The sequence below is a fragment of the Exiguobacterium sp. s130 genome, from assembly GCF_018619055.1.
Lineage (GTDB): Bacteria > Bacillota > Bacilli > Exiguobacteriales > Exiguobacteriaceae > Exiguobacterium_A.
On the sequence record NZ_JACSNI010000001.1, the window covers coordinates 672,759 to 695,489 of the forward strand.

Consider the following 22,731-nt stretch of genomic DNA (forward strand, 5'->3'; position numbering starts at 1 on the left):
GAAAGGAAGAACGTACATATGGCGCAACGGCGTAAAGGGACTTATATCTACTTTAATTTCACCGATGTCGCAATCTTCGGTGCAGTCGTCAAAAAAGGCGTCATCAAGCGCCGGGCAGTCGTCGCGCTGCCGCCAGGAACACTTCAAGGAGGCTGGTTACAGCCGGAAGCCTCGCTTGATTTCATCTTTGACGGGCTACTGACGAAACTAAAAGTACCGCGTGGTTCGCAAGCGGTGCTTGCGCTCGATGGTTCACTCGTTCTCGCCCGGAAACTTGATATTCCGGAGACGATCGAGACGAATCAAATCCGTGGCTATTTGTTTATGGAGATCGGACATAGTATCGTCTTACCGTTTGAAGAACCATATTTTGATTACACGGTTCTTGAAGAAGACGGCAAGCGGGAAATCATGCTCTATGCCGCGCCAAACGAGGCGCTAAAGCAATACACACAACTGTTCAAACAAAAGCATTTGCGACTGGTCGCAGCTGAACCACAACCGCTTGCGACCTACTTCGGGATTGAAGCCCATCATCCGGTCGCGACGGAAGCTGATACGTTATTGATCTGGAATGCGAATGCGACGAATCACCAGCTGATCATCATCGAAGATCACGTGCCACGTCTGATTCGCTCGGTCGACACGTTTGCGGCTGATGCGTGGGATGTTGATGTCATCGATGATCAATTGCATTATCGTTACCGCTCGGATGATCCGACGGTCGAACTCGTCTTAGATGAGATGTTGCTCGAGTTCTCGCGTGTGCTCGATTTCTATCGTTTTTCGCTCGCGCGCGAAGGACGAGAGATCACGAATGTCGTCCTTGCCGGGGACTTCCCGTTCCGTGATGAACTGGCAACACGTTTCCGGTCGAACTTTGATTTAAGTCTCGATGAAATTCCAGATATGATGACGATTGACGGACAGTCAATTCCACGAGCGTACTTACCGCTCGCTGGTCTTGCTTCACCGCGAAAAGACCGCATCAACTTATTACCGGAAAATGACGAAGCACCGAAATATCCGCTTGTCGCTTCACTCATTCTGTTGTTGTTCGGCGGACTCGCTGGTGGTTATCTCTACTGGCAAACCGATCAATTCGCGGATCGCGTCGAGTCGACGAACGATCAAATCCAGATCGTCCGTCAGTTGCAGTCGGAATCGGACCAATCGGCAAAGCAGGAAGTCGCGCAACTCAAACAGACAGTCGAAGGACTCGAGACGACGCCGCGCCCTGCCGTACCGACGCTTGAACGGATTACCCGTTATCTCCCGGAACGCGGTTATATTCTTCAATTCGCCTATGGGGCAGATCATGCCGTGACGATGACAACTCAGTTCGAGACGCTCGATGAACTGAACGATTTTTATCGTGAATTGTTGACGGATAAAGTCTTCTCAGGAACGAACCTTGCGAGTGTGACGACTCGGACGATGAATGAAAAGGCAGATGTCGTTACGACGACGACGGTTGATCCGACGACCGGGCAAGAAATTCCGACGACGGAAATCACACCATCGGATGATGCGAAATCTGAAGAACCCCGTTATATCGGACAATTCTCGTTGAACGTCAACCCGACGGAAGTCGTCAAAGGCGAAACGAACGAAGCTGATCCGGCAGTACCAAAAGAAGATCAGCCGTCTGAATCGGAAACGGACAGCTCGACGGAAGCGACTCCTTCAACCGATCCGACGACGGAGACGACTGATCCGAATGTAACGACTGAAATCGAGGAGGTGCCGGACAATTGAAACGTTATAGTAGCTTCATCCTCCTCGGTCTAACGATCTTAATCGTTCTCGGTGCGGTCGGTTACTTCGGTTATACGACCTATACGACACACCAAACGTTGCAAGAAAAAGAAGCGACGTTGAAACGGGAACAGATGGTGCTCGAGCAAGCGAAAGCGAATGAACAAAAAGTCGACGTCGCTGAGTCGAGCTTCCTGCAACAAAAAGTCCCGGTGACGCCGTCAAATGATGACGTCATCGATGCGATCAACGCGTCAAGTCAGATTGCCGGTGTCAAAGTTCAGTCGATCACGTTTGGTCAGGCGACTACAACGCCAACGTCACAGTCACCGGTGACATCAACGCCTGCCGTTGACGGAGCAATGGCGACGGAGTCTGATCAAGATCAAGCGACAACAGCTGCGGCGACAGGAACGACCACTGCGAATGCGACGCCACTTCCGGCATCATTGGCGGTTGAAGCCCCATCGTATCTTGAATTAATGGCATTCCTGAAGCAAATCGAACGGACGGACCGAATCACGGTCTTACGCCAAATCCAGTTGTCAGGACCGGAAGAACCGGGTCCAGGCAGTGGAACGGTCTTACTCGAGGATGAGATGCTTTCGTTCACAGTCGAGATCGAATCGTATTATCGTCCGGATTTGACGAAGTTGACGCCGGATAAACAAACACCACTCGAGGAGAAGACACCGAAGTCGGATCCATTTGTCGATGTGACAGGAAATTAAAAGAAAACAAGCGGTTCCTATGCTGTTAGGGACCGCTTGTTTTTTGTTAGACTATTCGATGACTCGAATTATCCGATTCGAAATTAACGGGAAAGAACGTGATACTAATGATAACGCAACCACACTTGATTCTAGCGTCGGCTTCACCGCGCAGGACGGAACTCCTGCAACAAATCGGAATCGCTCACGCAGTCGTACCAGCGAATGTCGTCGAAGAAGCGCCGTATCCGATGTCCCCGCATGAATACGTCCGTCATCTATCGCAAAAGAAAGCACGAGCGATTATGACAGATGGGGTCATTCTGGCTGCCGATACGGTCGTTGCAATTGACGATATGATTCTTGAGAAACCAGCGGATATTTCTGAAGCGCGGGCGATGCTTGCGCGTCTGTCAGGACGTGCTCATGAAGTCGTGACAGGCGTGACGATTCGCTTCGGAGAGAAGGAAGAGACGTTCGACGTGACGACGCACGTCCGTTTTGGTTCATTACCAGACGAGTGGATGGAAGGCTATATCGCGACGAACGAGCCCTATGATAAAGCGGGCGGCTATGGCATTCAAGCGATGGGTGGTCTGTTCGTCGAGGCAATCGAGGGCGATTACTATAATGTCGTCGGACTGCCGATCCACGAGATCACAAAACGTCTCGCGTCCTTTGAAATCAAGCCGATGTTTGCGTAATCCTGAAACAGAGAGGTCGGATGCTGTGATTGAATGGCCGAAGGATATGGTTCAGTTGAAAGGCTTGGCACAAGCGACGACAGTCGAGTTACTGGCGTGTCTCGTCCGAAGTGGGACGCGCGACCGGACACCGCTTGAAATCGCGGAAGAATTACTGCACATCTATCCTTCGTTGATCGAACTCGAGGCAGCCGGAGTCGGTGGACTCGAGAAAGCACCGGGGGTCGGGAAGGCAAAGGCGTTTCAAATCATGGCGGGACTGGAACTCGGTCGTCGTCTCGTCACGGAACCGAAGTGGGTTCGACCGACGATCCGTTCACCGGAAGACGCGGCGGAGCTGTTGTTAGAAGAAATGCGCCTCTATCAACAGGAACATTTCATCTGCCTGTATTTGAATACGAAAAATGAGGTTGTCTCGAAAAAGACGTTATTCATTGGAGGATTGAACACGTCAATCGTCCACCCGCGAGACGTTTTCCGGGAAGCGATTCGCTGCTCGGCTGCGAACTTCATTGCCGTCCATAATCATCCGTCAGGTGACCCGACGCCAAGTCGGGAAGATATCGAGGTATCAGAGCGACTTGTTGAGGCAGGACGACTCATTGGAATCAGTTGTCTTGACCACATCATCATCGGGCATGGACAATTTATTAGTATGAAACAGCGCGGATTTATGTAAGAATAACGTCTGAAGGGAAAGTTTCGTTTCTTTCCGTCAGACGTTTTTTTGTGTGTTTTCTAAGGCGAACTGTAAACAAGCTGTAACGTTTTAACGCTTTCCAATGAAGGCTTTTCCGTTATAATTAGTGAAGTGTATTCTCAGAGAGGGGTTTTTTGAATAATGTTTGGATCATTCAGCCGTGAAATCGGCATTGACTTAGGTACGGCTAACACGCTCGTGTATGTAAAGGGGCAAGGAATCGTCGTCCGTGAACCGTCCGTCGTTGCTTTCCGTACGGATACAGGGAAAATTGAGGCGGTTGGTAATGCAGCAAAAAACATGATCGGTCGTACGCCGGGTAACGTGACTGCACGACGCCCGATGAAAGACGGGGTTATCGCGGATTATGAAACAACCGCTACGATGATCAAATATTTCATGGATCAAGCTTCAAAGAAAAAAGGCTTGTTCTCTTCTAAGACGAACGTCATGATCTGTGTACCAAGTGGTATTACATCGGTCGAAAAACGTGCGGTTGAAGATGCAGCGAAACTTGCGGGTGCGCGTGAAGCATACACGATCGAAGAACCATTCGCAGCAGCAATCGGTGCAGGTCTTCCGGTTTCAGAACCAACAGGATCGATGGTCGTTGATATCGGTGGTGGTACGACAGAAGTTGCTGTCATCTCACTCGGTGGTATCGTCACGAGCCAATCGATCCGTGTCGGTGGTGATGAGATGGATGAGTCGATCATTCGTTACATCAAATCGAAATACAACTTGATGATCGGGGAGCGGACAGCTGAGACGTTGAAAATGACGATCGGTTACGCTCGCATCGATGAAGAGTCAGAGAACGAAACGATGGAAATCCGTGGACGTGACCTCGTTACAGGTCTTCCGAAACAGATCGAAGTCACAAGTGCTGAAATTTGTGACGCGCTCTCAGATACGGTCGAAGCGATTCTTGCAGGTGTCAAGCACACGCTTGAGCAGACGCCTCCTGAATTATCAGCAGACGTCATGGACCGCGGTATCGTCCTGACAGGTGGTGGGGCGCTCTTGAAGAACCTCGACGCTGTCATCGAAGACGAAACACGTATTTTGACACTCGTTGCAGAAAACGCACTTGATTGTGTCGCAATCGGTACAGGAAAATCACTCGAGATGATGAATGTCCTTCGTTCGAAATCAGGCATCTCGCAAAAAAGATAAGGACGGGATGAGCGATGAAGCGATTTTTAAATAATCGAAAACTGCTCATCACACTCCTTAGTTTTCTCCTTTTGGTGATCTTAATCGGGATTTCGCTGCAAGGGCGTAACCAATCCCACTGGTATCAAAGCTTCGTGCGTGATACCGTGGGCGTCGGTCAACGCCTTTTCGCGACACCGATTGGCTGGATTGATGATACGGTCACTTCGATTAAAGAAGTGCGTGACGTGTACAAAGAGAATGAACACTTGAAATCACGATTGAATGACTATGCCGGTAATGCCGTGAAAGTCCGTGATCTTGAGCGTGAAAATAAAGAATTAAAAGACATGCTCGACCTCAAAGGTTCGATTCGCGACTATAAACTGTTACCGGCAGAGATGATCGGGCGGACATCGTCCGAATGGCAACGGTTCGTCACGATTAACATCGGCGAACAAAAAGGTGTCAAACCGAACATGGCCGTCGTAACAGCAGATGGATTGATCGGTCGCGTCATCCAGGCGAGCGCCTATACGTCCCTTGTGCAGTTGATGTCTGATACGAGTCGGACGAATAACGTTTCGGCAACGGCAGACGACACGAAAGGAAAAGGAGTCTTCGGAACGATTGAAGGCTTCGATGAAGAGACGAAATTACTCAAGTTCACGAAGATTCCGAACGACGCGAAGTTGAAAAAAGGGCAGACCGTCACGACGTCCGGTCTTGGCGGAAAGTATCCGAGCGGGATCGTCATCGGAAAAATCGAAGAAGTGAAATCCGATCAGTATGGGGCTTCGAAAATCGCATACGTCAAACCGGCAGCAGACTTCGAACAGTTCGGTCATGTCTTCGTGATTGAACGCGAAGCGAAGGAACCTTTCGCTGAGACCGATAAGGGAGGGGACACTCGTGAATAACGTTAAGTTGTTTTTCGCCGTGTTCCTTCTTTTTATCTTAGAAGGAACGTTGTTCGCGGGACCGCTTGGAGATGGTTCGCCGTATGTCATTCATACGACCTTGATTGGTCTGATGTTCCTCGGTCGGTACGGGAAGCTTGAACAAGCACTCGGATTCGGACTCGTTTTCGGATTGCTCTATGATTTCGTGTACTCGGATATTATCGGGATTTACTTATTTGCGTTATCCGCCATTCCGCTTTTTAGTAGCTTCGTGCTAAAATATGTAAAGGAGAACGTATTGACGATTCTCGTCACGTTCACGTTCAGTGCCATTTTGTATGAACTCGATATATATTTCTTCACGGCTTCGGTCGTTGGTGTCGGGGTTTCCTTCCAAGAACTCGCGACACAGATCATTCCAAGGAGTTTGGTTGCCCAGTTGATCGGGATCATCATCCTGTATTATCCGATGACTCGACTCGTGCAGTCGACCCTTGACGAGAAAAGAGGATGAGTCATGATTGAGCGTAAACGTTATGTAACGATGAAAGGCCATCGTGGTGGCCTCGCCGTCTATGTGAATGAAAGGTGCAGTGTGGATGAATTTCTTGACGATTTAGAGTTGACGCTTACGGACAAATCCGTCGAGAACGGACGCGCCGTACCCATCACCTTCTTCTTCGGTCGACGTTATGTCGATGAAGGGGTGTTGACGGCCGTCGAATCTATCGTCGCGCGACATGATTCCTTCTCTTTCAAAGGCTATGACAGTGAGTGCATCACGAAAGACGAGGCAAAAGCCTTGTACGGAGAGCGGACGTTCCATTATTTTGGTGGCACGGCACGCAGTGGGCATGTATTAGACGTTGAAGGTTCGATCGTCATCATCGGAGATATCAATCCGGGGGCGGTCGTCCATGCGACAGGAAGTATCTATTGTCTCGGAGCTTTGCGTGGTACCGTTCATGCAGGTAAAGGCGGTAATACGGAAGCAGTCATCGCTGCAAGTGTGTTGCAACCGAAATGGGTTGCGGTCGCTGGAACCGTCCATGAGGAGCCGGATGACGCACCGATTCCTGCTCTCGATATGGGCTGTGCATTTTTAGGCGAAGACGGGGTGGAATTCTCCCGCCTTCAAACCGTTCCGCTTGCGCGGATGGATCAGTTTGCGATTGATAGTGAAAGAGGGTGACGGATATGGAACAAGTGAAAGAACAGGTACATATGGAGGCGAAGACGAATATGGGACGCGCCATCGTCGTCACATCCGGTAAAGGCGGCGTCGGTAAGACAACGACGACGGCGAACATCGGAACAGCACTTGCATTGATGGGGCATTCGGTTTGTCTCGTCGATACGGATATCGGGTTACGTAATCTGGATATCGTGCTTGGTCTTGATAACCGGAGTATCTATAACATCGTTGACGTCGTAACGGGACAATGTAAATTGCACCAAGCGCTCGTCCGCGATAAGCGTTTTGAAGAGATGTATCTGTTGCCTGCTGCTCAATCAAAGGATAAGTCCTCCGTCACACCCGAACAGGTGAAGGCAATCATCGATACGCTGAAACTTGAATACGACTTCGTCTTGATTGACTGCCCGGCCGGAATCGAACAAGGATTCATGAATGCGATCGCTGGAGCGGATGAAGCTGTCGTCGTAACGACACCGGAAAAGGCAGCCGTCCAAGATGCGGACCGGATCATCGGGATGCTCGAACGCTCAGAACGAAACATCGTTCCAAAACTCGTCATCAATCGGGTGCGTTCGCACATGATGGCATCAGGTGATATGCTCGATATCGATGAGATCATGCGTATCCTCTCGATTGATTTGCTTGGTCTGATCATCGATGATGAGGAAGTCATCGCCGCTTCTCACCGTGGTGTGCCTGTGACGATGAATCCGGATAACCGGGCTGGACTCGGCTACCGGAACATCGCCCGCCGGATTCTCGGAGAATCCGTGCCACTGCTTGATTTAAATGAACAACCGCAAAAAGGCTTCTTCGTCAAATTGAAGAAAATGCTTGGGATGAAATAAGAATGGGAAATTAGACTAGGACGACATCGTCGCGCCTAGTCTAATTTTTTTGGAGGGATCAGTATGCGATGGATTAGTGAACAGACCGCTTCACTCGAACGATTGGCGTTGGTCGAAGGCGGTCGATTGATTGAATATCATGAACGGATGCGTGACGAGATCCGGGTCGGAACGTTCGTCTATGCCAAGGTCGACCGGTTGCATCCGACGCTCGGAGCAGCCTTTTTGATCGCGACTGACGGTACGCCGCTTTACTTACCGCTTAATGAAACGGTGGAAGCACTTCGTCGCTATCCGGACGTGCCAACGATCGGACAAGCCGTCCAGGTCGGGCAGACATTGCTCGTTCAGGTCGTCAAGGAAGGGGTCGCACCGAAGCAACATAAGGTGACGCAGAACATCACTTATGGTGGACGTTATCTTGTCTATTTCCCGTACGGTCGCCGCGTCCGTTTCAGTCGGAAGTTGGATCTCGTCGTCCAGCGTCAACTGGCGGAGCAATTGACGACGACGGAAGAAGAAGGGATTCTTTACCGGACGGAGGCAGCGAAAGCATCAATCGACGAATTGAAACAAGAGTTACAGTCATTACGGATACGGCATAAAGAACTCATGCAGGCGCCGCGTCTTGAGCAAGACGAGGCATTGATCGTCCAGGAAGCGAAGCGACTTCCGCATGTCACCGATGCGCTCGTCATGACGCGTCAGGAAAAGGAACGCCTCGAACTGCTCGGTCTGTCCGTTGAACGATCGCTACGAAAAGGGCGCTTACCCGAGATGGAAGCCATTGATGGGGCGATCGAAAAAGCGATGCAAAGAGTCGTCTGGCTTGATGGTGGAGCGTATCTTTTAATTGAGGAAGTCGAGACGATGACTGTCATCGACGTCAACAGTGGGAAGACGATCTCCGTCAAGGAACAAAAGCGGACGTTCGATCAAATCAATGAAGCGGCTGCTGTCGAAGTCATGCGGCAATTACGGTTACGTAATATCAGTGGGATGATTGCGGTCGATTTTTTACGTGGCTCAAGTAAAGGGCAGACACGGGTGACCCAACTTCTCAAAGAACGAGCCGCACTTGAGACGAAACAGATCGAAGTGTATGGATTTACGAAGATGGGCTTATGCGAGCTGACGCGACAACGTCACGGGAAATCGCTACAGGAACGTTCACAGGAATCCGGTCAGTGGACACGATTAAGCGTCTATCGGTTGATTGAACCGAAGTTGCTTGAGATCGCGACCTATGCGGAAGCGGTCGTGATTCGCGCGCCGCGTCACTTGTTACAAGACGAATTCATCTCCCGTCAACCACTAGAAGTCCATGTGCTCGAAGGCGATCCAGCCGTCCTATTCACTGGGTCGTCACAGGACTGTCTCGATTTCATCAAGCGATCGGAATAATCCTTCAGAACAGCATTGACAAGGTGGAAGAACGTTTGGTATTCTGAATAACGTTAGTTCGTTTGGAAGCACCCAAATGACTACAACCGCACAGACCGGGTTTTAAAGCATACGCTGCCCGTGATGGCGAGTCTGAGTTCCTAAGAGGAGGTGCACGTAATGTACGCAATTATCAAAACTGGTGGTAAACAAGTCAAAGTCGAAGCTGGCCAAGAAATCTACGTTGAGAAATTAAACGCAGACGTCGACAGCACAGTTGAATTTGGTGAAGTATTGATCCTTGGTGGTGACGATGTTAAAGTCGGCGCTCCACTCGTAGAAGGTGCGAAGGTCGTAGCAACGGTCATCAAACACGCTCGCGCGAAAAAGATCACTGTCTTCAAAATGAAAGCGAAAAAGAACTACCGTCGTAAGCAAGGTCACCGTCAACCTTACACGAAGGTCCGCATCGAGAAAATCGAAGCGTAAGCCATGATACGTGTCAAGATTCGACGAGATGAAGCGGAACTCGTCCGCTCCATCGAAGTGACAGGACATGCCGAGTTCGCAGAACCAGGTCTCGACCTTGTCTGTGCCGGCGTCTCGTCGGTGATCTTCGGGGCATACAATGCCATAGAAGCATTACTCGGGCAGGTCCTGCTCCTTGAAATGGCAGAACAACAAGAGGGTGGCTACTTTTATGTAGAACCGTACGCTGACTTAGCACCGGATGTCAGTGAGCGCACCCAATTGTTACTGGAAGCGACCTTGGTCCAACTTGGTACCATCGCTGAAAGTTACGGTGAGTTTATCCAACTTGAACAAGTATAGGAGGTGGATTCCACATGTTGAAACTTAATCTTCAGTTCTTCGCATCGAAAAAAGGGGTAGGTTCGACAAAGAACGGTCGTGACTCGCAATCGAAACGCCTTGGGGCGAAACGTGCAGACGGTCAAACTGTTTCTGCTGGTTCAATCCTCTACCGTCAACGCGGTACGAAGATTCACCCAGGTATGAACGTCGGACGTGGTGGCGATGATACACTTTTCGCAACTGCAACTGGTGTCGTTCGTTTCGAACGTCTCGGACGCGACAAGAAACAAGTCAGCGTTTACCCAGCATAAGGATCGACGAAGCAGACTCTAGCCACTTTCGAGGGTTAGGGTCTGTTTTTTTTAGGAGGGAACGACCGATGGAGGAACAGCAGGTACTTGATCTTTTAAAGACTCTTCGTCACGAGTGGTTGAACCGGATACAACTCGTCCGTTCGTATGGCGCGATCGGAGACGAACAAGCAGTCGAGTCGATCTGTTCGGCATACCGGGATCAAGCATCTCGGGAAGGACGTCTAGCGCAAATCGGATTGCCGAAAACCGCACTGGCGTTATTGCAAGCTGAATGGTCAGGCAAAACTGTGACGTATGATGTCATCGGAGCACCTCACATGGAAGATGAGCGGCTGAAGCAACTCGTCGAAGCAGCCATCACCATGATTGATGTAGGAGTAGGAGAAGTATCCGTGACCTTCCACGAGGGCGTGACCATCGAGATCTATCGGGATCTACTAGATATGTCGCGCCTTGAAGATCTAGTGACGCCGATGGAAATCGAGTCGCAGACGGAAAATGAGTGTGTGATTGAGATTGAAAGTCTTTCGTTTGAGGAAGAGAAGTAAGAGGAGGGATCCGACATGTTTGTCGATCAGGTAAATATTTATGTAAAAGCAGGTGACGGAGGACGTGGACAAGTAGCGTTCCGTCGCGAGAAATACGTTCCAGACGGTGGACCAGCCGGCGGTGACGGTGGTCACGGAGCTCACGTCGTCCTCGAAGTTGACGAAGGACTTCGGACATTGATGGACTTCCGTTACAAACGTCACTTTAAAGCAGTTCAAGGTGAAAACGGAATGTCAAAAGGCATGCACGGTCGTAAAGCCGAGCATTTAATCGTCAAGGTTCCACCGGGCACAGTCGTCTACGATGATGATACGGATGCGGTCATCGCTGACCTCGTCCATCACGGACAACAAGCAATCGTCGCAAAAGGCGGACGTGGCGGACGTGGGAATACACGTTTTGCGACACCAGCCAACCCAGCTCCAGAGCACGCGGAAAACGGTGAGCCAGGAGAAGAGAAGTACTTGAAGCTTGAACTGAAGATGCTAGCAGACGTTGGTCTCGTCGGCTTCCCGAGCGTCGGGAAATCAACGATATTATCGGTCGTTTCAGCAGCACGTCCGAAAATCGGAGCATATCACTTCACGACGATCACGCCAAACATCGGTGTCGTCGAAACGGAAGATAGCCGTAGCTTCGTCATGGCTGACTTGCCAGGATTGATCGAAGGTGCAAGTGAAGGCGTCGGACTCGGTCACCAGTTCCTCCGTCACGTCGAGCGGACGAAAGTCATCGTCCACGTCATCGACATGAGTGGGATGGAAGGACGCGATCCGATCGAAGACTACAACATCATCAATAAAGAGCTCGCAGACTATAACCTTCGTTTGACAGAGCGTCCACAAGTCGTCGTCGCGAACAAGATGGATATGCCGGATGCGGCAGAACATCTCGAAGCCTTCAAAGAAGCTTTCCCAGAGCTTGAAGTATTCGAGATTTCAGCAGCAACACGTCAAGGGCTACGCGATCTGTTATTCCGAATCGCTGACCTCGTCGATGCAACACCAGAATTCGGTCTTGAGGAACTCGAAGAGAAAACAGCGACACCACGTGTCGTCTATGGTTACGAAGCACCAGAGGCTGGCTTTACGATCACAAAAGATGAAGATGATTGCTTCGTCATCAAAGGACCACGCATCGAAAAACTCTTCACGATGACGAACTTCATGCGTGAAGAATCAATTAAACGTTTCGCTCGGACACTTCGTCAAATGGGTGTCGACGAAGAGTTGCGTCGTCTTGGTGCGATTGACGGCGATGTCGTTCGTATCCGTGATTTCGAGTTCGAATTCGTCGAGTCATCCTTCTAAGCGGTTCATTCCATTAGGAAACGGAGTGTGAAAGCATCGTGGACCCATTGCCCATGATTTCAGTCGTTTGGTTAATTCCGATTCTCATCTTATCCGCATTCTTTTCCTCAGCCGAGACGGCACTCGCGAGTGTCAACCGGTTGCGGTTGTTGCACCAATCGGAAGCAGGGGACGCGCGTGCGTCCCGTGTGTTTCGCTTACTTCAACGCTACGAAGAGACACTGACGTCGATATTGATTGGGAATACGCTCGTCAATGTCGGCTTCATCTTGTTTGGCGGCTGGTGGATCATCCAGTTCGTCGAGACGATCGCAACACAAACCGTTGCCTTTCTTGCGCTATTTTTCCTGTTGCTGTTGTTCGGAGAATTGATACCGAAGTCGTATGCTCGTGAACATACGGAACGTTACGTGTTATTGATCGGACGTCCACTGCGTTTCTTCTTACTGTGCTTTCGACCGCTTGTCTTCCTGTTACTCCGCTTACGCCAGTTTGCGCTTCGATTGATTGGAGCGGATCCGAAAGGACCGCTCGTGACCGAACAGGAACTCAAGGCACTCGTCGATATCAGTCAGGAAGAGGGAATCATGGGGCTTGCAGAGGCTGAACTCGTTCATCAAGCAGTTGATTTTCAACATGCGACGGTCGAGGATGCGTTGACGCCACGGATGGATATTCAAGCGATTGATATCGATGCGCGGCTCGAAGACATCCTTGCTGAAGTCCAGAAGGGCGGCTATTCTCGTCTGCCGGTCTATAAGGATTCGATTGATCACGTCATCGGCGTCTTATCGGAGCGGGACTTTCTGCGTGCATACGTGAAGAATGGCTCTGTGGATATCCGGGAATGGATTCGACCGGTATCATTCGTCGTGCCGCAGACAAGATTGATGGATTTATTGCCGGAACTCAAAGTCAAGCAGTCTCATATGGCAGTTGTCCTTGATGAATTCGGAGGGACGGCAGGTCTGATCACCCTTGAGGATATTTTAGAAGAAATCGTCGGGGAGATTTGGGATGAACACGATGAATCATTGGAATATACGAAACAGATTGGTCCAGAGCAATTCGAATGTCTAGCGGAGTATGACATTGAAGACTTCTGTCAGCAATTTCAATTGACGATGCCGGACACGGATGCCCAGTCACTTGGGGGATGGATCATGGAAGAGAGCGGACAGCTGCCGGACGTCGGAACGGCGATACGCTATGAACGTGTCACGTTGACCGTCTTGCATATCGAGAACCGTCGCGTTCGAAAAGTCTTAGCAACGTTCGATCCGCCCGCTACGATGCCAGAGCTACCACTTGAATTGATGTAACAATAAAAACCGCTTATTCCTTAGGAATAGGCGGTTTTTTAATGTTTAGACATCGAGTTCCGAAACAAGAATTCCGAGACGATCGAGTTTCGCGATGGCGGCTTCTAGTGCGTCTTCATGGTCCGCTTCAAGCGTATGAATATGGACTCCGTCCGTCAGGCTTGACAGTGGAGTAGCTTGTGTCTCATGTAACTGCTCTAGCAATACCCGGACATCCCGGCGACTCTTTAGCATCAACTCTCCTGTGATGAAACCATAGACAGGATGCTCGATGATGACATCGCGGATGACAACGCCTTCGTCAACAATGGCGTCACACTCATCCTTTAATTGATCGATGCCATGACGGCAAACGATCTTGCGGCGTAATTTCGAACCGTCGATTTCAGGATCATTGATCAAATACCCACGAGCTGTCGCGATGACGGGGTACCCTTTTGCTTTTAATAATGATAAATCCTGCACGATCACTTGGCGGCTGACGCCTGCTTGTTTCGCCAGTGCTGTTCCCGTGACAGGTTGTTCACTTTCCTCAATCATACGAAGTAATGATTTCCGGCGTTCTTCTCCGGAGATACGTTTCCCCATCATGTCTCCTACCTTTCTCCAGTGTCATGAAATCGTGTTCAACACATCAATGCACTGTTCGATTTCTTCGTTCGTCGTGTGTCTTCCAAAACTGAGTCGGATCAACCCATGAGCCGCTGATTCGTCAAAGCCGATGGCACATAATGTCGCATTCGGACCGTTTTCTCCAGCCCGGCAGGCACTACCGGCGGAAACGGCGATTCCAGCACGATTCAAGGCGAGCAACGCGTATTGACCGTCCCGTTGTTTCGTATGGATGGCGCAGATGGAAGCGAGTTGCGTTGGCGACTCAATCATTGTGTAACGAGACGAAGACAATGTTTTTTTTAGCATACCACGAAATCGACGGCTTGAAGCTTGGATTCCTGGATTTTCGAAGCGCGACGCTTCACAGGCAGCGATGAAGGCGGCAATTCCCGGAACATCGACTGTGCCTGGGCGAATCCCGAACTCATGATGTCCTTCGTAGTAGGGACTAAAGAGCGGTCGTCGCAAATACAGGGCACCTAACCCTTTAGGACCGTAGACTTTATGGCTACTCATCGTGTAGGCGTCAAAGGAGTCAATGTTAACATCATCTTTTAAAAATCCTTGAACCCCATCGCAATGAAACAAAATCCCGCGTGATTGACAATATACTGCAATTCGTTCGACTGGGAACCGAAAACCGGTATCCGAATTGACGTGTTGAATCGAGACGACACCAACCTCGTCCGTACAAGCCGTAACGAATCGATCCCAGTCGAACGTTCCGTCCGGTAGTAGAGAAAGATGACGTGTTTCTTGTGCCCAGCGCGCAAGTGGAAGCAAGACCGAGTCGTGTTCACATCGAAGTGTCAAGACAACTGATTTGTTACTCTGTCGTATCAAGTGTGTCAAAGCGATGTAATTTGCTTCTGAACCGCTTCCTGTAAAGATGATAGATCCTTCTTTTTGAGCTAATTGTTGCATCAGGTACTGTCGTGCTCGTTGAAGCAGGCGTTCTGCATCCCCACCGATATCATGAAGAGAAGAACTGTTGCCGTAGAACGATTGAGCGGCTTGTTGATAATGATCGAGTGCTTGTGGATGTAGCGGAGTCGTCGCTGCGTAATCGAGATAGATCATGAAAAAATCCTGTCCTTTCGTCTTGTCACTCAGCTAAAAGTATGCCAAACTTATTGTCAAGTCAATAGTAAACTTTTAGATATAGAGGTGTAAAACATATGTCTTTACATAAACGACTTGAGACGGATGTGTTGATCATTGGAACAGGGCTTGCCGCAATTTCAGTCGCCTTGCATCTTCCATCAGGGATGGACGCATTACTCGTCTCGAAAGGTTCGCGGTTTGAGACGAATTCCGTCCGAGCACAAGGTGGGATTGCTTCCGCTTATGCAGAAGTCAATCATCGTGGTCATTTTGAAGATACGTGTCAGGCAGCAAAAGGACGTATCAATCCGTCCGTCGTCGATTACGTCACCCGATTGGGAACCGAGGCGATGGAATTCTTGTTACGACAAGGCGTTCCATTCGATCAATCCGAGGGAGAGTTTTTGCTCGGTCGTGAAGGAGCACATCGTTTGCCGCGGATTTATCACTGTGGCGGGGACGAGACTGGTAAACGGATCATGGAGACGTTGATGCCACGAGTACCATTTCCGATTCTCGAGCAGACGCGTATCACAGAGTTGATTCAAGTAAATGGACAGGTTGTAGGTGCAGTTGGATATAGCGATGGAGGACCGATCGAGATTGTAGCGCGCGCGACGATTCTCGCTACTGGTGGAGTGGGTGGATTGTTCGTGGCGTCGACGAATGATCCATCGATTCAAGGAGACGGGATTGCGCTCGCCTTTGAAGCGGGGGCGACGATTCGTGATCTCGGTTATATTCAGCACCATCCGACGGTCCTTGTTCATGCAGGTCGCTCAGAAGGTTTGATTACGGAAGCACTACGCGGAGCAGGAGCCATTCTTGTGACGAAAAGCGGTGACCGGATCATGGCAGATCATCCGATGCAAGATTTAGCGGCGCGCGATGAAGTCGCCAAACGAATCCATGAGGTGCGAAAACATGAACCAGTCTATCTCGATACGTCAAACGTCATCGATCGGACAAAACGGTTTCCAACGTTCGTTGAAAAATGTGAAAAACTGAACATAAATCCGGATCTCGTTGAAATCGCACCAGGTATCCATTTCTTGATGGGTGGAATCGAGACCGATCTGACAGGACAGACGCATGTCGAAGGACTTTACGCGGTCGGCGAGACAGCATCGATTGGACTGCACGGTCGAAATCGTCTTGCGTCGAACTCGCTTCTTGAGTGTGTCGTCATGGGGAAAGCAGTAGCAGAACAGCTCGAGTTGTTACCGGGACCATCAGTAAAACAAGTGAAACGACGTCCAGGAACACTTCGTTCCGTAACAGATCGTCTATCGCAGGTCATCGGTGTCGAAATGGATGTTAGGCAGGTACAAGAATGTCTGGATGCGTTAAAAGGCTGGGCATTAGAAGAATCCGGACAGGAAGCAGAAGAAAATCGATTACGTCACGTAACGGCATGTCTGTTGCTTGAAGGAGCGCGAAGTCGGTTGACAGGAGAGGATGAGAACATTGAACAAGTGGCAGTTACGGCAACAACTGGAGGCATTTTTAGTCGAGGACATCGGACAGTGGGATATCACGAGTGAAGGATGTCTGACGGGACAAGAACGCGGAACGGGTCGTTTTTTAGCAAAGGAAGACGGTGTCTTCTGTGGAGTAGACATCATTCGTGAGATGGCGCATCTGTTACAAGTCGACGTGACGATTCATATAGCGGAAGGGACGGTCGTCACGCGAGGAACGCTCCTTGCCGAGTGGTCTGGTTCGTTACAGGATATTTTAAGCGGAGAACGCGTCGCTTTGAACCTTGTGCAACGCTTATCGGGGATTGCGACGCAGACACGTCAAGCGGTCGAGGTAGCAGCAGGACGAATCCGAATCACGGATACACGGAAGACGACTCCTGGATTACGGATGCTCGAAAAACACGCCGTTCGCGTCGGTGGTGGCTATAGTCATCGCGGACGACTCGATGACGCGGTCATGATCAAAGATAACCACATCACGGTCGCAGGATCGATTACGGAAGCGGTAGCGCGAGCAAAACGAGTTGCAGGTCATACGACACCAATCGAAGTCGAAGTTGAGACGGAAGCGGAAGTGCTTGAGGCAGTGGCTGCAAAAGTCGATATCATCATGCTCGATAATCGGACGCCAGCAGAAATTAAACAGCTCCGGCAATTGATTCCACCGCATATCACGGTCGAACTATCCGGTGGGATCACGGTAGACACGTTATCGGACTTCGCGGATAGCGGAGCAGACGTCATCTCACTCGGGGCACTCACCCATTCAGCAACAGCACTCGATATCAGCATGAAAATCGAAGGAGGAAAAAAAGATGTCATTTGATCTATTACGTCACGAGGGAATTCCGGCGTCGTACTTACAGAAAACAGAAGCAGACTTGATCGCGATCATCGAAGGGGTCAAAGCACGGATGGGCAGTCGCTTGTTCTTACCTGCCCACCACTATCAAAAAGACGAAGTCGTCCAGTTCGCGGATGCGACGGGAGATTCGCTCCAGCTTGCACAAGTCGCGAAGCAGATGACAGAAGCGGAATATACAGTCTTTTGTGGTGTTCACTTCATGGCAGAGACGGCAGACATGCTGACGGATGCGTCACATACGGTCGTTTTACCCGACATGCGTGCGGGCTGTTCGATGGCAGATATGGCGAATGATATACAAACGGAGCGTGCCTTTACGATCTTGACGGAACGGTTCGGAGATTCGATCTTACCATTGACGTATGTCAATTCGACAGCAGCCATCAAAGCATTCGTCGGTCGTCACGGTGGGGCGACGGTGACATCATCGAACGCTGTCCAAATGGTCGAGTGGGCGCTTGCTGAACGAGACATCTTATTCTTCCTGCCGGATCAACACCTCGGTCGCAATACGGCACATGCGCTCGGAATTCCGTTAGAGCAGATGGCGATTTGGGATCCGATTCGCGACGAACTCGTTTTTGACGGGGAGGACCAAGACGTCCGCGTCATCTTATGGAAAGGGCACTGCTCGGTGCATGAGAAATTCACAGTCGGACAAATCGAACAGTTCCGTAAGACGGATCCGGAGCGAAAGATTCTCGTTCACCCGGAATGTTCGCATGAAGTCGTGACGGCGTCTGATCTCAATGGATCAACGGCGTACATCATTCAACAAATCGAACAGGCTGCTCCTGGAACGAAGTGGGCGATCGGAACAGAGATGAACCTCGTCAATCGACTCGCGACGACTCATCCGGATCTTGACATCGTGTCGCTCAATCCGTTCATGTGTCCATGTCTGACGATGAACCGGATTGACTTGCCGCATTTGGCTTGGGCGCTCGAACAAGTCGAAGCAGGTGAGCCGGTCAACATCATTAAAGTCGACGCAGAGACGACGCGGCATGCCGTGTTGGCGCTCGAACGAATGCTTGAGCGTTCGTAAAATAGAGAGTGAGAGCGTGGTCGTGCAAACGATCACGCTTTTTGTCTTCTGATTGAGAGAGCGAACATATGTATTGATTTTTGCTGAAGAACGCTTTGAAGCCAAACGAAGATGTATGCTACAATAACACGAGAGTTTGTTTATAGATGGGAGCGTTCCACATTGATAGAATTCGTACGCGGCGAAGTCGCTTATGTCTGTGCGGAATTCGTGACGGTAGAAGTTGGCGGGATTGGCTACAAGATCGTAGCACCGAACCCGTTTTTTTATCGGACCGGAGACGAACAGATCATCGTATATACGTATCACTATGTCCGTGAGGACCAAGAAGTCTTATTCGGATTCCGTTCCCGCCGTGAGCGTGCCTTGTTCACGAAGTTGCTCGGTGTGACAGGGATCGGACCAAAAGGAGCGCTTGCAATCGTCGCATCAGGGAATGTCGATGCGCTTGTTGAAGCAATCGAACAAGAAAAGGAAAGTTATCTCGTCAAGTTCCCAGGTGTCGGCAAAAAGACAGCAAAACAAATGACACTCGATCTAAAAGGAAAGTTAGCAGAGCTCGCGCCAGACTATGTACCGAGCGAAGGCTTGTTCGCACAAGGTAACGCTGAGTTGAACGAAGCCTGTGAAGCTCTGACGGCGCTCGGTTACAGTGATCGAGAAGTCGAAAAAGTCAAAAAAGCGTTGCAGGCAGAAGTCCTTTCAACGGATCAATATGTTAAACGGGCACTCCAGTTGTTATTGAATGTGAGGTGAGGACATGGAAGAGCGCATTTTGTCAGAATCCGCCCATGCGGAAGATCAAGAAGAGTGGAGTCTGCGTCCTCAGACGCTCGAACAATATATCGGGCAGGAGAAAGCAAAAGGAAACTTAAGTGTCTTCATAGAGGCGGCAAAAATTCGTCAGGAAACACTCGATCACGTGCTTCTCTACGGTCCTCCGGGTCTTGGGAAGACGACGCTTGCGACGATCATCGCAAACGAGATGGGGGTCGGCATCAAGACGACAGCCGGTCCTGCGATCGAACGACCAGGTGATCTAGCGGCAATTCTCTCATCACTTGAGCCGGGAGACGTCCTGTTCATCGATGAGATTCATCGGTTGAGTCGATCAATCGAAGAGATTCTATATCCGGCAATGGAAGACTATTGTCTCGATATTGTCATCGGTCAAGGGGAACTCGCCCGCAGCGTCCGAATTGATTTACCACCGTTTACGCTCGTTGGTGCAACGACGCGTGCCGGGATGCTGTCGGCACCGCTACGTGATCGTTTTGGAGTGACGCTGAAGCTTGAATATTATACGATGTCAGAGTTGTCTGCCATCGTGACCCGGACGTCACGATTGTTCGGATTCGAAGCGGATCGTCTCGCAGCAGAAGCGATCGCCCTTCGTTCACGCGGAACACCACGTGTCGCGAACCGGTTATTACGGCGTGTCCGCGACTTCGCTCAAGTTGCCCATCAAACCGAGATCGATGCCTCGCTTGCGACAAGTGCACTTGATCGCTTGCATGTCGATGCGCTCGGACTCGACGATGTCGACCATCGTTTATTACGATCGCTTGCAGAACGGTTTGCCGGTGGTCCGGTCGGTCTTGAGACGATCGCAGCGACAATCGGTGAAGATGCGCAGACGATCGAGGATGTGTATGAACCATATCTACTGCAACAAGGATTTTTACAACGTACTCCGCGCGGACGCGTCTTAACACCGTTCGCCCGCCAACATTTAGGACTGAAAGAAGGAAATTGAACCAATGGATGTAAACTTATTTGATTTTCATTTACCAGAAGAACAAATTGCTCAAGTGCCATTGCTCGACCGGACGAGTTCGAAACTGATGGTTCTCGATCGGGAGACGGGTGCGATTCAGCACCAGCACTTCCATGATATCGTCGACCACTTCCGGGAAGGCGATACACTCGTCATCAACGATACGAAAGTCTTACCAGCACGTCTCTTTGGTGTAAAGGAAGAGACAGGTGGAAAAATCGAATTGTTGCTCTTGAAGCAGACGAGTGACGATGTGTGGGAAACGCTAGCAAAACCAGCAAAACGCGTCAAACCAGGAACGATTTTGTCGTTTGGTGACGGGTTACTCCGTGCTGAGTGTGTCGAAGCACTTGAAGACGGTGGACGAATCCTGAAATTTTTCTACGACGGGATTTTCTACGAAGTGCTCGACCAACTCGGAACGATGCCATTGCCACCGTACATTCATGAACAACTCGAGGATCAAGATCGTTACCAGACGGTCTACGCTCGCGAACGTGGGAGCGCTGCGGCACCAACAGCGGGTCTTCACTTCACACCGGAATTGCTTGAAGCGCTTCAAGCGAAAGGCGTCCGGATCGCACCATTGACGTTACACGTTGGACTTGGCACATTCCGTCCTGTTTCGGTCGACGACGTCGATAGTCACAAGATGCACAGTGAGTACTACGAACTGCCGGAAAGTTCAGCTGCTCTACTACGCGAAACACGGAAACAAGGCGGACGGATCATCGCGGTCGGTACGACGTCGACACGAACGCTTGAAACGGTCATCCGTGATCACGGTGACTTCGTCGAAGCAACGGGTTGGACAGACATCTTCATCTTCCCGGGTCAGGAAGTCAAAGGGATTGATGGTCTGATCACGAACTTCCACTTACCGAAATCAACATTGATCATGCTCGTGTCCGCGTTATCGACACGAGAACACATTCTGCATGCCTACGAAGAAGCTGTCGCGAATGGCTATCGTTTCTTTAGCTTCGGTGATGCGATGTTCTTAACGAGAGAGGAACGAAACTAATGACAAAACACGCGGTAACATATGAACATATCAAGACATGTAAACAATCCGGAGCGCGGTTAGGAATCGTCCACACGCCGCACGGTAGTTTTGAGACACCGGTCTTCATGCCGGTCGGAACACAAGCGACGGTCAAGACGATGGCACCGGAACAAATCAAGGACATGAACGCGAACATCATCCTCGCGAACACGTACCATTTATGGGTGCGTCCTGGACACGATGTCATCAAGGAAGCAGGGGGTCTGCATAAATTCATGAACTGGGATGGCGCGATTCTCACGGACTCAGGTGGTTTCCAAGTCTTCTCACTCGCTGATCTCCGGAATATTTCGGAAGAAGGCGTTCATTTTCGTAACCATTTAAACGGTGACAAACTGTTCTTATCACCAGAAAAAGCAATGGAAATCCAGAATGCACTCGGTTCAGACATCATGATGGCGTTTGATGAGTGCCCACCGTATCCAGCTTCTCACGAGTACATGAAAGCATCTGTTGAACGGACAAGCCGCTGGGCAGAACGTTGTCTTGCAGCGCATGAACGTCCACATGATCAAGCGCTGTTCGGTATCATCCAAGGCGGAGAATACGAAGACTTACGTCGTCAAAGTGCAAAAGACCTCGTTGCGCTTGATTTCCCGGGTTATGCGGTCGGTGGTCTATCGGTCGGAGAACCGAAAGACGTCATGTACCGTGCGCTCGAATTCACGACACCACTCATGCCGGAAGACAAACCGCGTTATTTGATGGGCGTTGGTTCACCGGACGCGTTGATTGAAGGCGCGATTCGCGGAATCGATATGTTCGATTGTGTCTTACCAACACGAATTGCACGAAACGGAACGTTAATGACCTCAAAAGGTCGTCTTGTCGTTCGGAACGCGAAATATGCACGTGATTTCCGTCCGCTCGATGAGAACTGTGATTGCTACGCGTGTAAGAATTACTCACGTTCGTACATCCATCACTTGATTCGTGCGCAAGAAACGTTCGGTCTTCATCTGTGTTCGACACACAATCTTCACTTCCTCGTCAAGTTGATGGAAGGCGTTCGTCAAGCGATTCGTGAGGATCGTCTGCTCGATTTCAAGGAAGAATTCTTCGAAGAATACGGTTACAATTTACCGAACGCAAAGAATTTCTAACAA

25 protein-coding genes and 1 other annotated feature are annotated in these 22,731 nt (G+C 50.2%); of the genes, 23 read left to right on the forward strand and 2 right to left on the reverse strand.

What is annotated here, in order from left to right; translation table 11 throughout:
* The first annotated feature begins 18 nt into the window (after positions 1–18).
* The 16 genes from HZS85_RS03310 (at position 19) to HZS85_RS03385 (ending at position 13,666) form a co-directional block, all read left to right on the forward strand.
* The gene (locus HZS85_RS03310) at positions 19–1,758 is read left to right on the forward strand and encodes a type IV pilus biogenesis protein PilM (protein WP_214853027.1); all 1,740 of its coding nucleotides are present in this window, start codon (positions 19–21) and stop codon (positions 1,756–1,758) included.
* Positions 1,755–2,489: a YfgM family protein gene (locus HZS85_RS03315; protein WP_214853030.1), complete on the forward strand. Its 735-nt coding sequence runs from the start codon at positions 1,755–1,757 to the stop codon at positions 2,487–2,489. Before HZS85_RS03310 ends, HZS85_RS03315 begins: the two co-directional genes overlap by 4 nt.
* 107 nt (positions 2,490–2,596) lie before the next feature.
* On the forward strand, positions 2,597–3,172 hold the full coding sequence (locus HZS85_RS03320) for a Maf family protein (protein WP_214853032.1): 576 nt from the start codon (positions 2,597–2,599) through the stop codon (positions 3,170–3,172).
* 46 nt (positions 3,173–3,218) lie between these two features.
* On the forward strand, positions 3,219–3,851 hold the full coding sequence (gene radC, locus HZS85_RS03325; protein WP_214853239.1) for a RadC family protein: 633 nt from the start codon (positions 3,219–3,221) through the stop codon (positions 3,849–3,851).
* A gap of 162 nt (positions 3,852–4,013) precedes the next feature.
* Positions 4,014–5,048, forward strand: coding sequence for a rod shape-determining protein (locus HZS85_RS03330; RefSeq protein ID WP_029342258.1), 1,035 nt, complete (start codon positions 4,014–4,016; stop codon positions 5,046–5,048).
* A 14-nt stretch (positions 5,049–5,062) separates the two neighbouring features.
* Positions 5,063–5,947, forward strand: a complete 885-nt coding sequence (gene mreC, locus HZS85_RS03335; protein ID WP_056062539.1) for a rod shape-determining protein MreC — start codon at positions 5,063–5,065, stop codon at positions 5,945–5,947.
* A complete protein-coding gene (gene mreD / locus HZS85_RS03340) occupies positions 5,940–6,443 on the forward strand; it encodes a rod shape-determining protein MreD (protein ID WP_035406481.1) in 504 nt (167 codons plus the stop codon). Before mreC ends, mreD begins: the two co-directional genes overlap by 8 nt.
* Positions 6,444–6,446: 3 nt before the next feature.
* Positions 6,447–7,121 (forward strand): septum site-determining protein MinC, encoded by a 675-nt coding sequence (locus HZS85_RS03345; RefSeq protein ID WP_214853036.1) that lies wholly within the window; start codon positions 6,447–6,449, stop codon positions 7,119–7,121.
* A gap of 50 nt (positions 7,122–7,171) precedes the next feature.
* Positions 7,172–7,975, forward strand: a complete 804-nt coding sequence (minD, locus tag HZS85_RS03350) for a septum site-determining protein MinD (RefSeq protein WP_029342255.1) — start codon at positions 7,172–7,174, stop codon at positions 7,973–7,975.
* A 63-nt stretch (positions 7,976–8,038) separates the two neighbouring features.
* Positions 8,039–9,379, forward strand: a complete 1,341-nt coding sequence (locus HZS85_RS03355; RefSeq protein WP_214853040.1) for a ribonuclease E/G — start codon at positions 8,039–8,041, stop codon at positions 9,377–9,379.
* Positions 9,380–9,453: 74 nt separating this feature from the next.
* Positions 9,454–9,523 (forward strand) — a sequence feature (ribosomal protein L21 leader region).
* 15 nt (positions 9,524–9,538) lie between these two features.
* Positions 9,539–9,847 carry a 50S ribosomal protein L21 gene (gene rplU / locus HZS85_RS03360; RefSeq protein ID WP_012370978.1) on the forward strand — a complete coding sequence of 103 codons (309 nt, stop codon included), beginning with the start codon at positions 9,539–9,541 and terminating at the stop codon, positions 9,845–9,847.
* A 3-nt stretch (positions 9,848–9,850) separates the two neighbouring features.
* Positions 9,851–10,189, forward strand: a complete 339-nt coding sequence (locus HZS85_RS03365; RefSeq protein ID WP_023468945.1) for a ribosomal-processing cysteine protease Prp — start codon at positions 9,851–9,853, stop codon at positions 10,187–10,189.
* A gap of 14 nt (positions 10,190–10,203) precedes the next feature.
* Complete coding sequence (gene rpmA / locus HZS85_RS03370) at positions 10,204–10,482, forward strand: 50S ribosomal protein L27 (protein WP_012370976.1); 279 nt, start codon at positions 10,204–10,206, stop codon at positions 10,480–10,482.
* A gap of 68 nt (positions 10,483–10,550) precedes the next feature.
* Entirely contained in the window at positions 10,551–11,033 is a 483-nt protein-coding gene (locus HZS85_RS03375) for a Spo0B domain-containing protein (RefSeq protein WP_214853043.1), read from the forward strand.
* A gap of 15 nt (positions 11,034–11,048) precedes the next feature.
* The gene (obgE, locus tag HZS85_RS03380) at positions 11,049–12,344 is read left to right on the forward strand and encodes a GTPase ObgE (protein WP_214853046.1); all 1,296 of its coding nucleotides are present in this window, start codon (positions 11,049–11,051) and stop codon (positions 12,342–12,344) included.
* Between the two features lie 53 nt (positions 12,345–12,397).
* Positions 12,398–13,666, forward strand: a complete 1,269-nt coding sequence (locus tag HZS85_RS03385) for a hemolysin family protein (RefSeq protein ID WP_251137797.1) — start codon at positions 12,398–12,400, stop codon at positions 13,664–13,666.
* A gap of 45 nt (positions 13,667–13,711) precedes the next feature.
* Here the strand turns inward: HZS85_RS03385 and HZS85_RS03390 are convergent, their stop codons facing one another.
* Together HZS85_RS03390 and HZS85_RS03395 are read right to left on the reverse strand one after the other, a co-directional pair.
* Positions 13,712–14,254: a transcription repressor NadR gene (locus HZS85_RS03390; RefSeq protein WP_058264756.1), complete on the reverse strand. Its 543-nt coding sequence runs from the start codon at positions 14,252–14,254 to the stop codon at positions 13,712–13,714.
* Between the two features lie 24 nt (positions 14,255–14,278).
* Positions 14,279–15,361, reverse strand: coding sequence for a cysteine desulfurase family protein (locus HZS85_RS03395; protein WP_214853053.1), 1,083 nt, complete (start codon positions 15,359–15,361; stop codon positions 14,279–14,281).
* A gap of 98 nt (positions 15,362–15,459) precedes the next feature.
* Between HZS85_RS03395 and HZS85_RS03400 the strand changes: the two genes are divergently transcribed.
* The 7 genes from HZS85_RS03400 (at position 15,460) to tgt (ending at position 22,728) form a co-directional block, all read left to right on the forward strand.
* Positions 15,460–16,929 (forward strand): L-aspartate oxidase, encoded by a 1,470-nt coding sequence (locus tag HZS85_RS03400; protein WP_214853055.1) that lies wholly within the window; start codon positions 15,460–15,462, stop codon positions 16,927–16,929.
* On the forward strand, positions 16,853–17,695 hold the full coding sequence (gene nadC / locus HZS85_RS03405) for a carboxylating nicotinate-nucleotide diphosphorylase (protein WP_214853057.1): 843 nt from the start codon (positions 16,853–16,855) through the stop codon (positions 17,693–17,695). Before HZS85_RS03400 ends, nadC begins: the two co-directional genes overlap by 77 nt.
* Positions 17,685–18,782: a quinolinate synthase NadA gene (gene nadA, locus HZS85_RS03410; RefSeq protein WP_214853059.1), complete on the forward strand. Its 1,098-nt coding sequence runs from the start codon at positions 17,685–17,687 to the stop codon at positions 18,780–18,782. Before nadC ends, nadA begins: the two co-directional genes overlap by 11 nt.
* Positions 18,783–18,944: 162 nt before the next feature.
* Positions 18,945–19,538 carry a Holliday junction branch migration protein RuvA gene (gene ruvA / locus HZS85_RS03415; protein WP_023468936.1) on the forward strand — a complete coding sequence of 198 codons (594 nt, stop codon included), beginning with the start codon at positions 18,945–18,947 and terminating at the stop codon, positions 19,536–19,538.
* A gap of 4 nt (positions 19,539–19,542) precedes the next feature.
* Positions 19,543–20,538, forward strand: a complete 996-nt coding sequence (gene ruvB, locus HZS85_RS03420) for a Holliday junction branch migration DNA helicase RuvB (protein WP_035406506.1) — start codon at positions 19,543–19,545, stop codon at positions 20,536–20,538.
* 4 nt (positions 20,539–20,542) lie between these two features.
* On the forward strand, positions 20,543–21,583 hold the full coding sequence (gene queA / locus HZS85_RS03425) for a tRNA preQ1(34) S-adenosylmethionine ribosyltransferase-isomerase QueA (protein WP_214853061.1): 1,041 nt from the start codon (positions 20,543–20,545) through the stop codon (positions 21,581–21,583).
* Positions 21,583–22,728 (forward strand): tRNA guanosine(34) transglycosylase Tgt, encoded by a 1,146-nt coding sequence (tgt, locus tag HZS85_RS03430; protein WP_214853063.1) that lies wholly within the window; start codon positions 21,583–21,585, stop codon positions 22,726–22,728. The genes queA and tgt overlap by 1 nt, the downstream gene beginning before the upstream one ends.
* Positions 22,729–22,731: the final 3 nt, after the last annotated feature.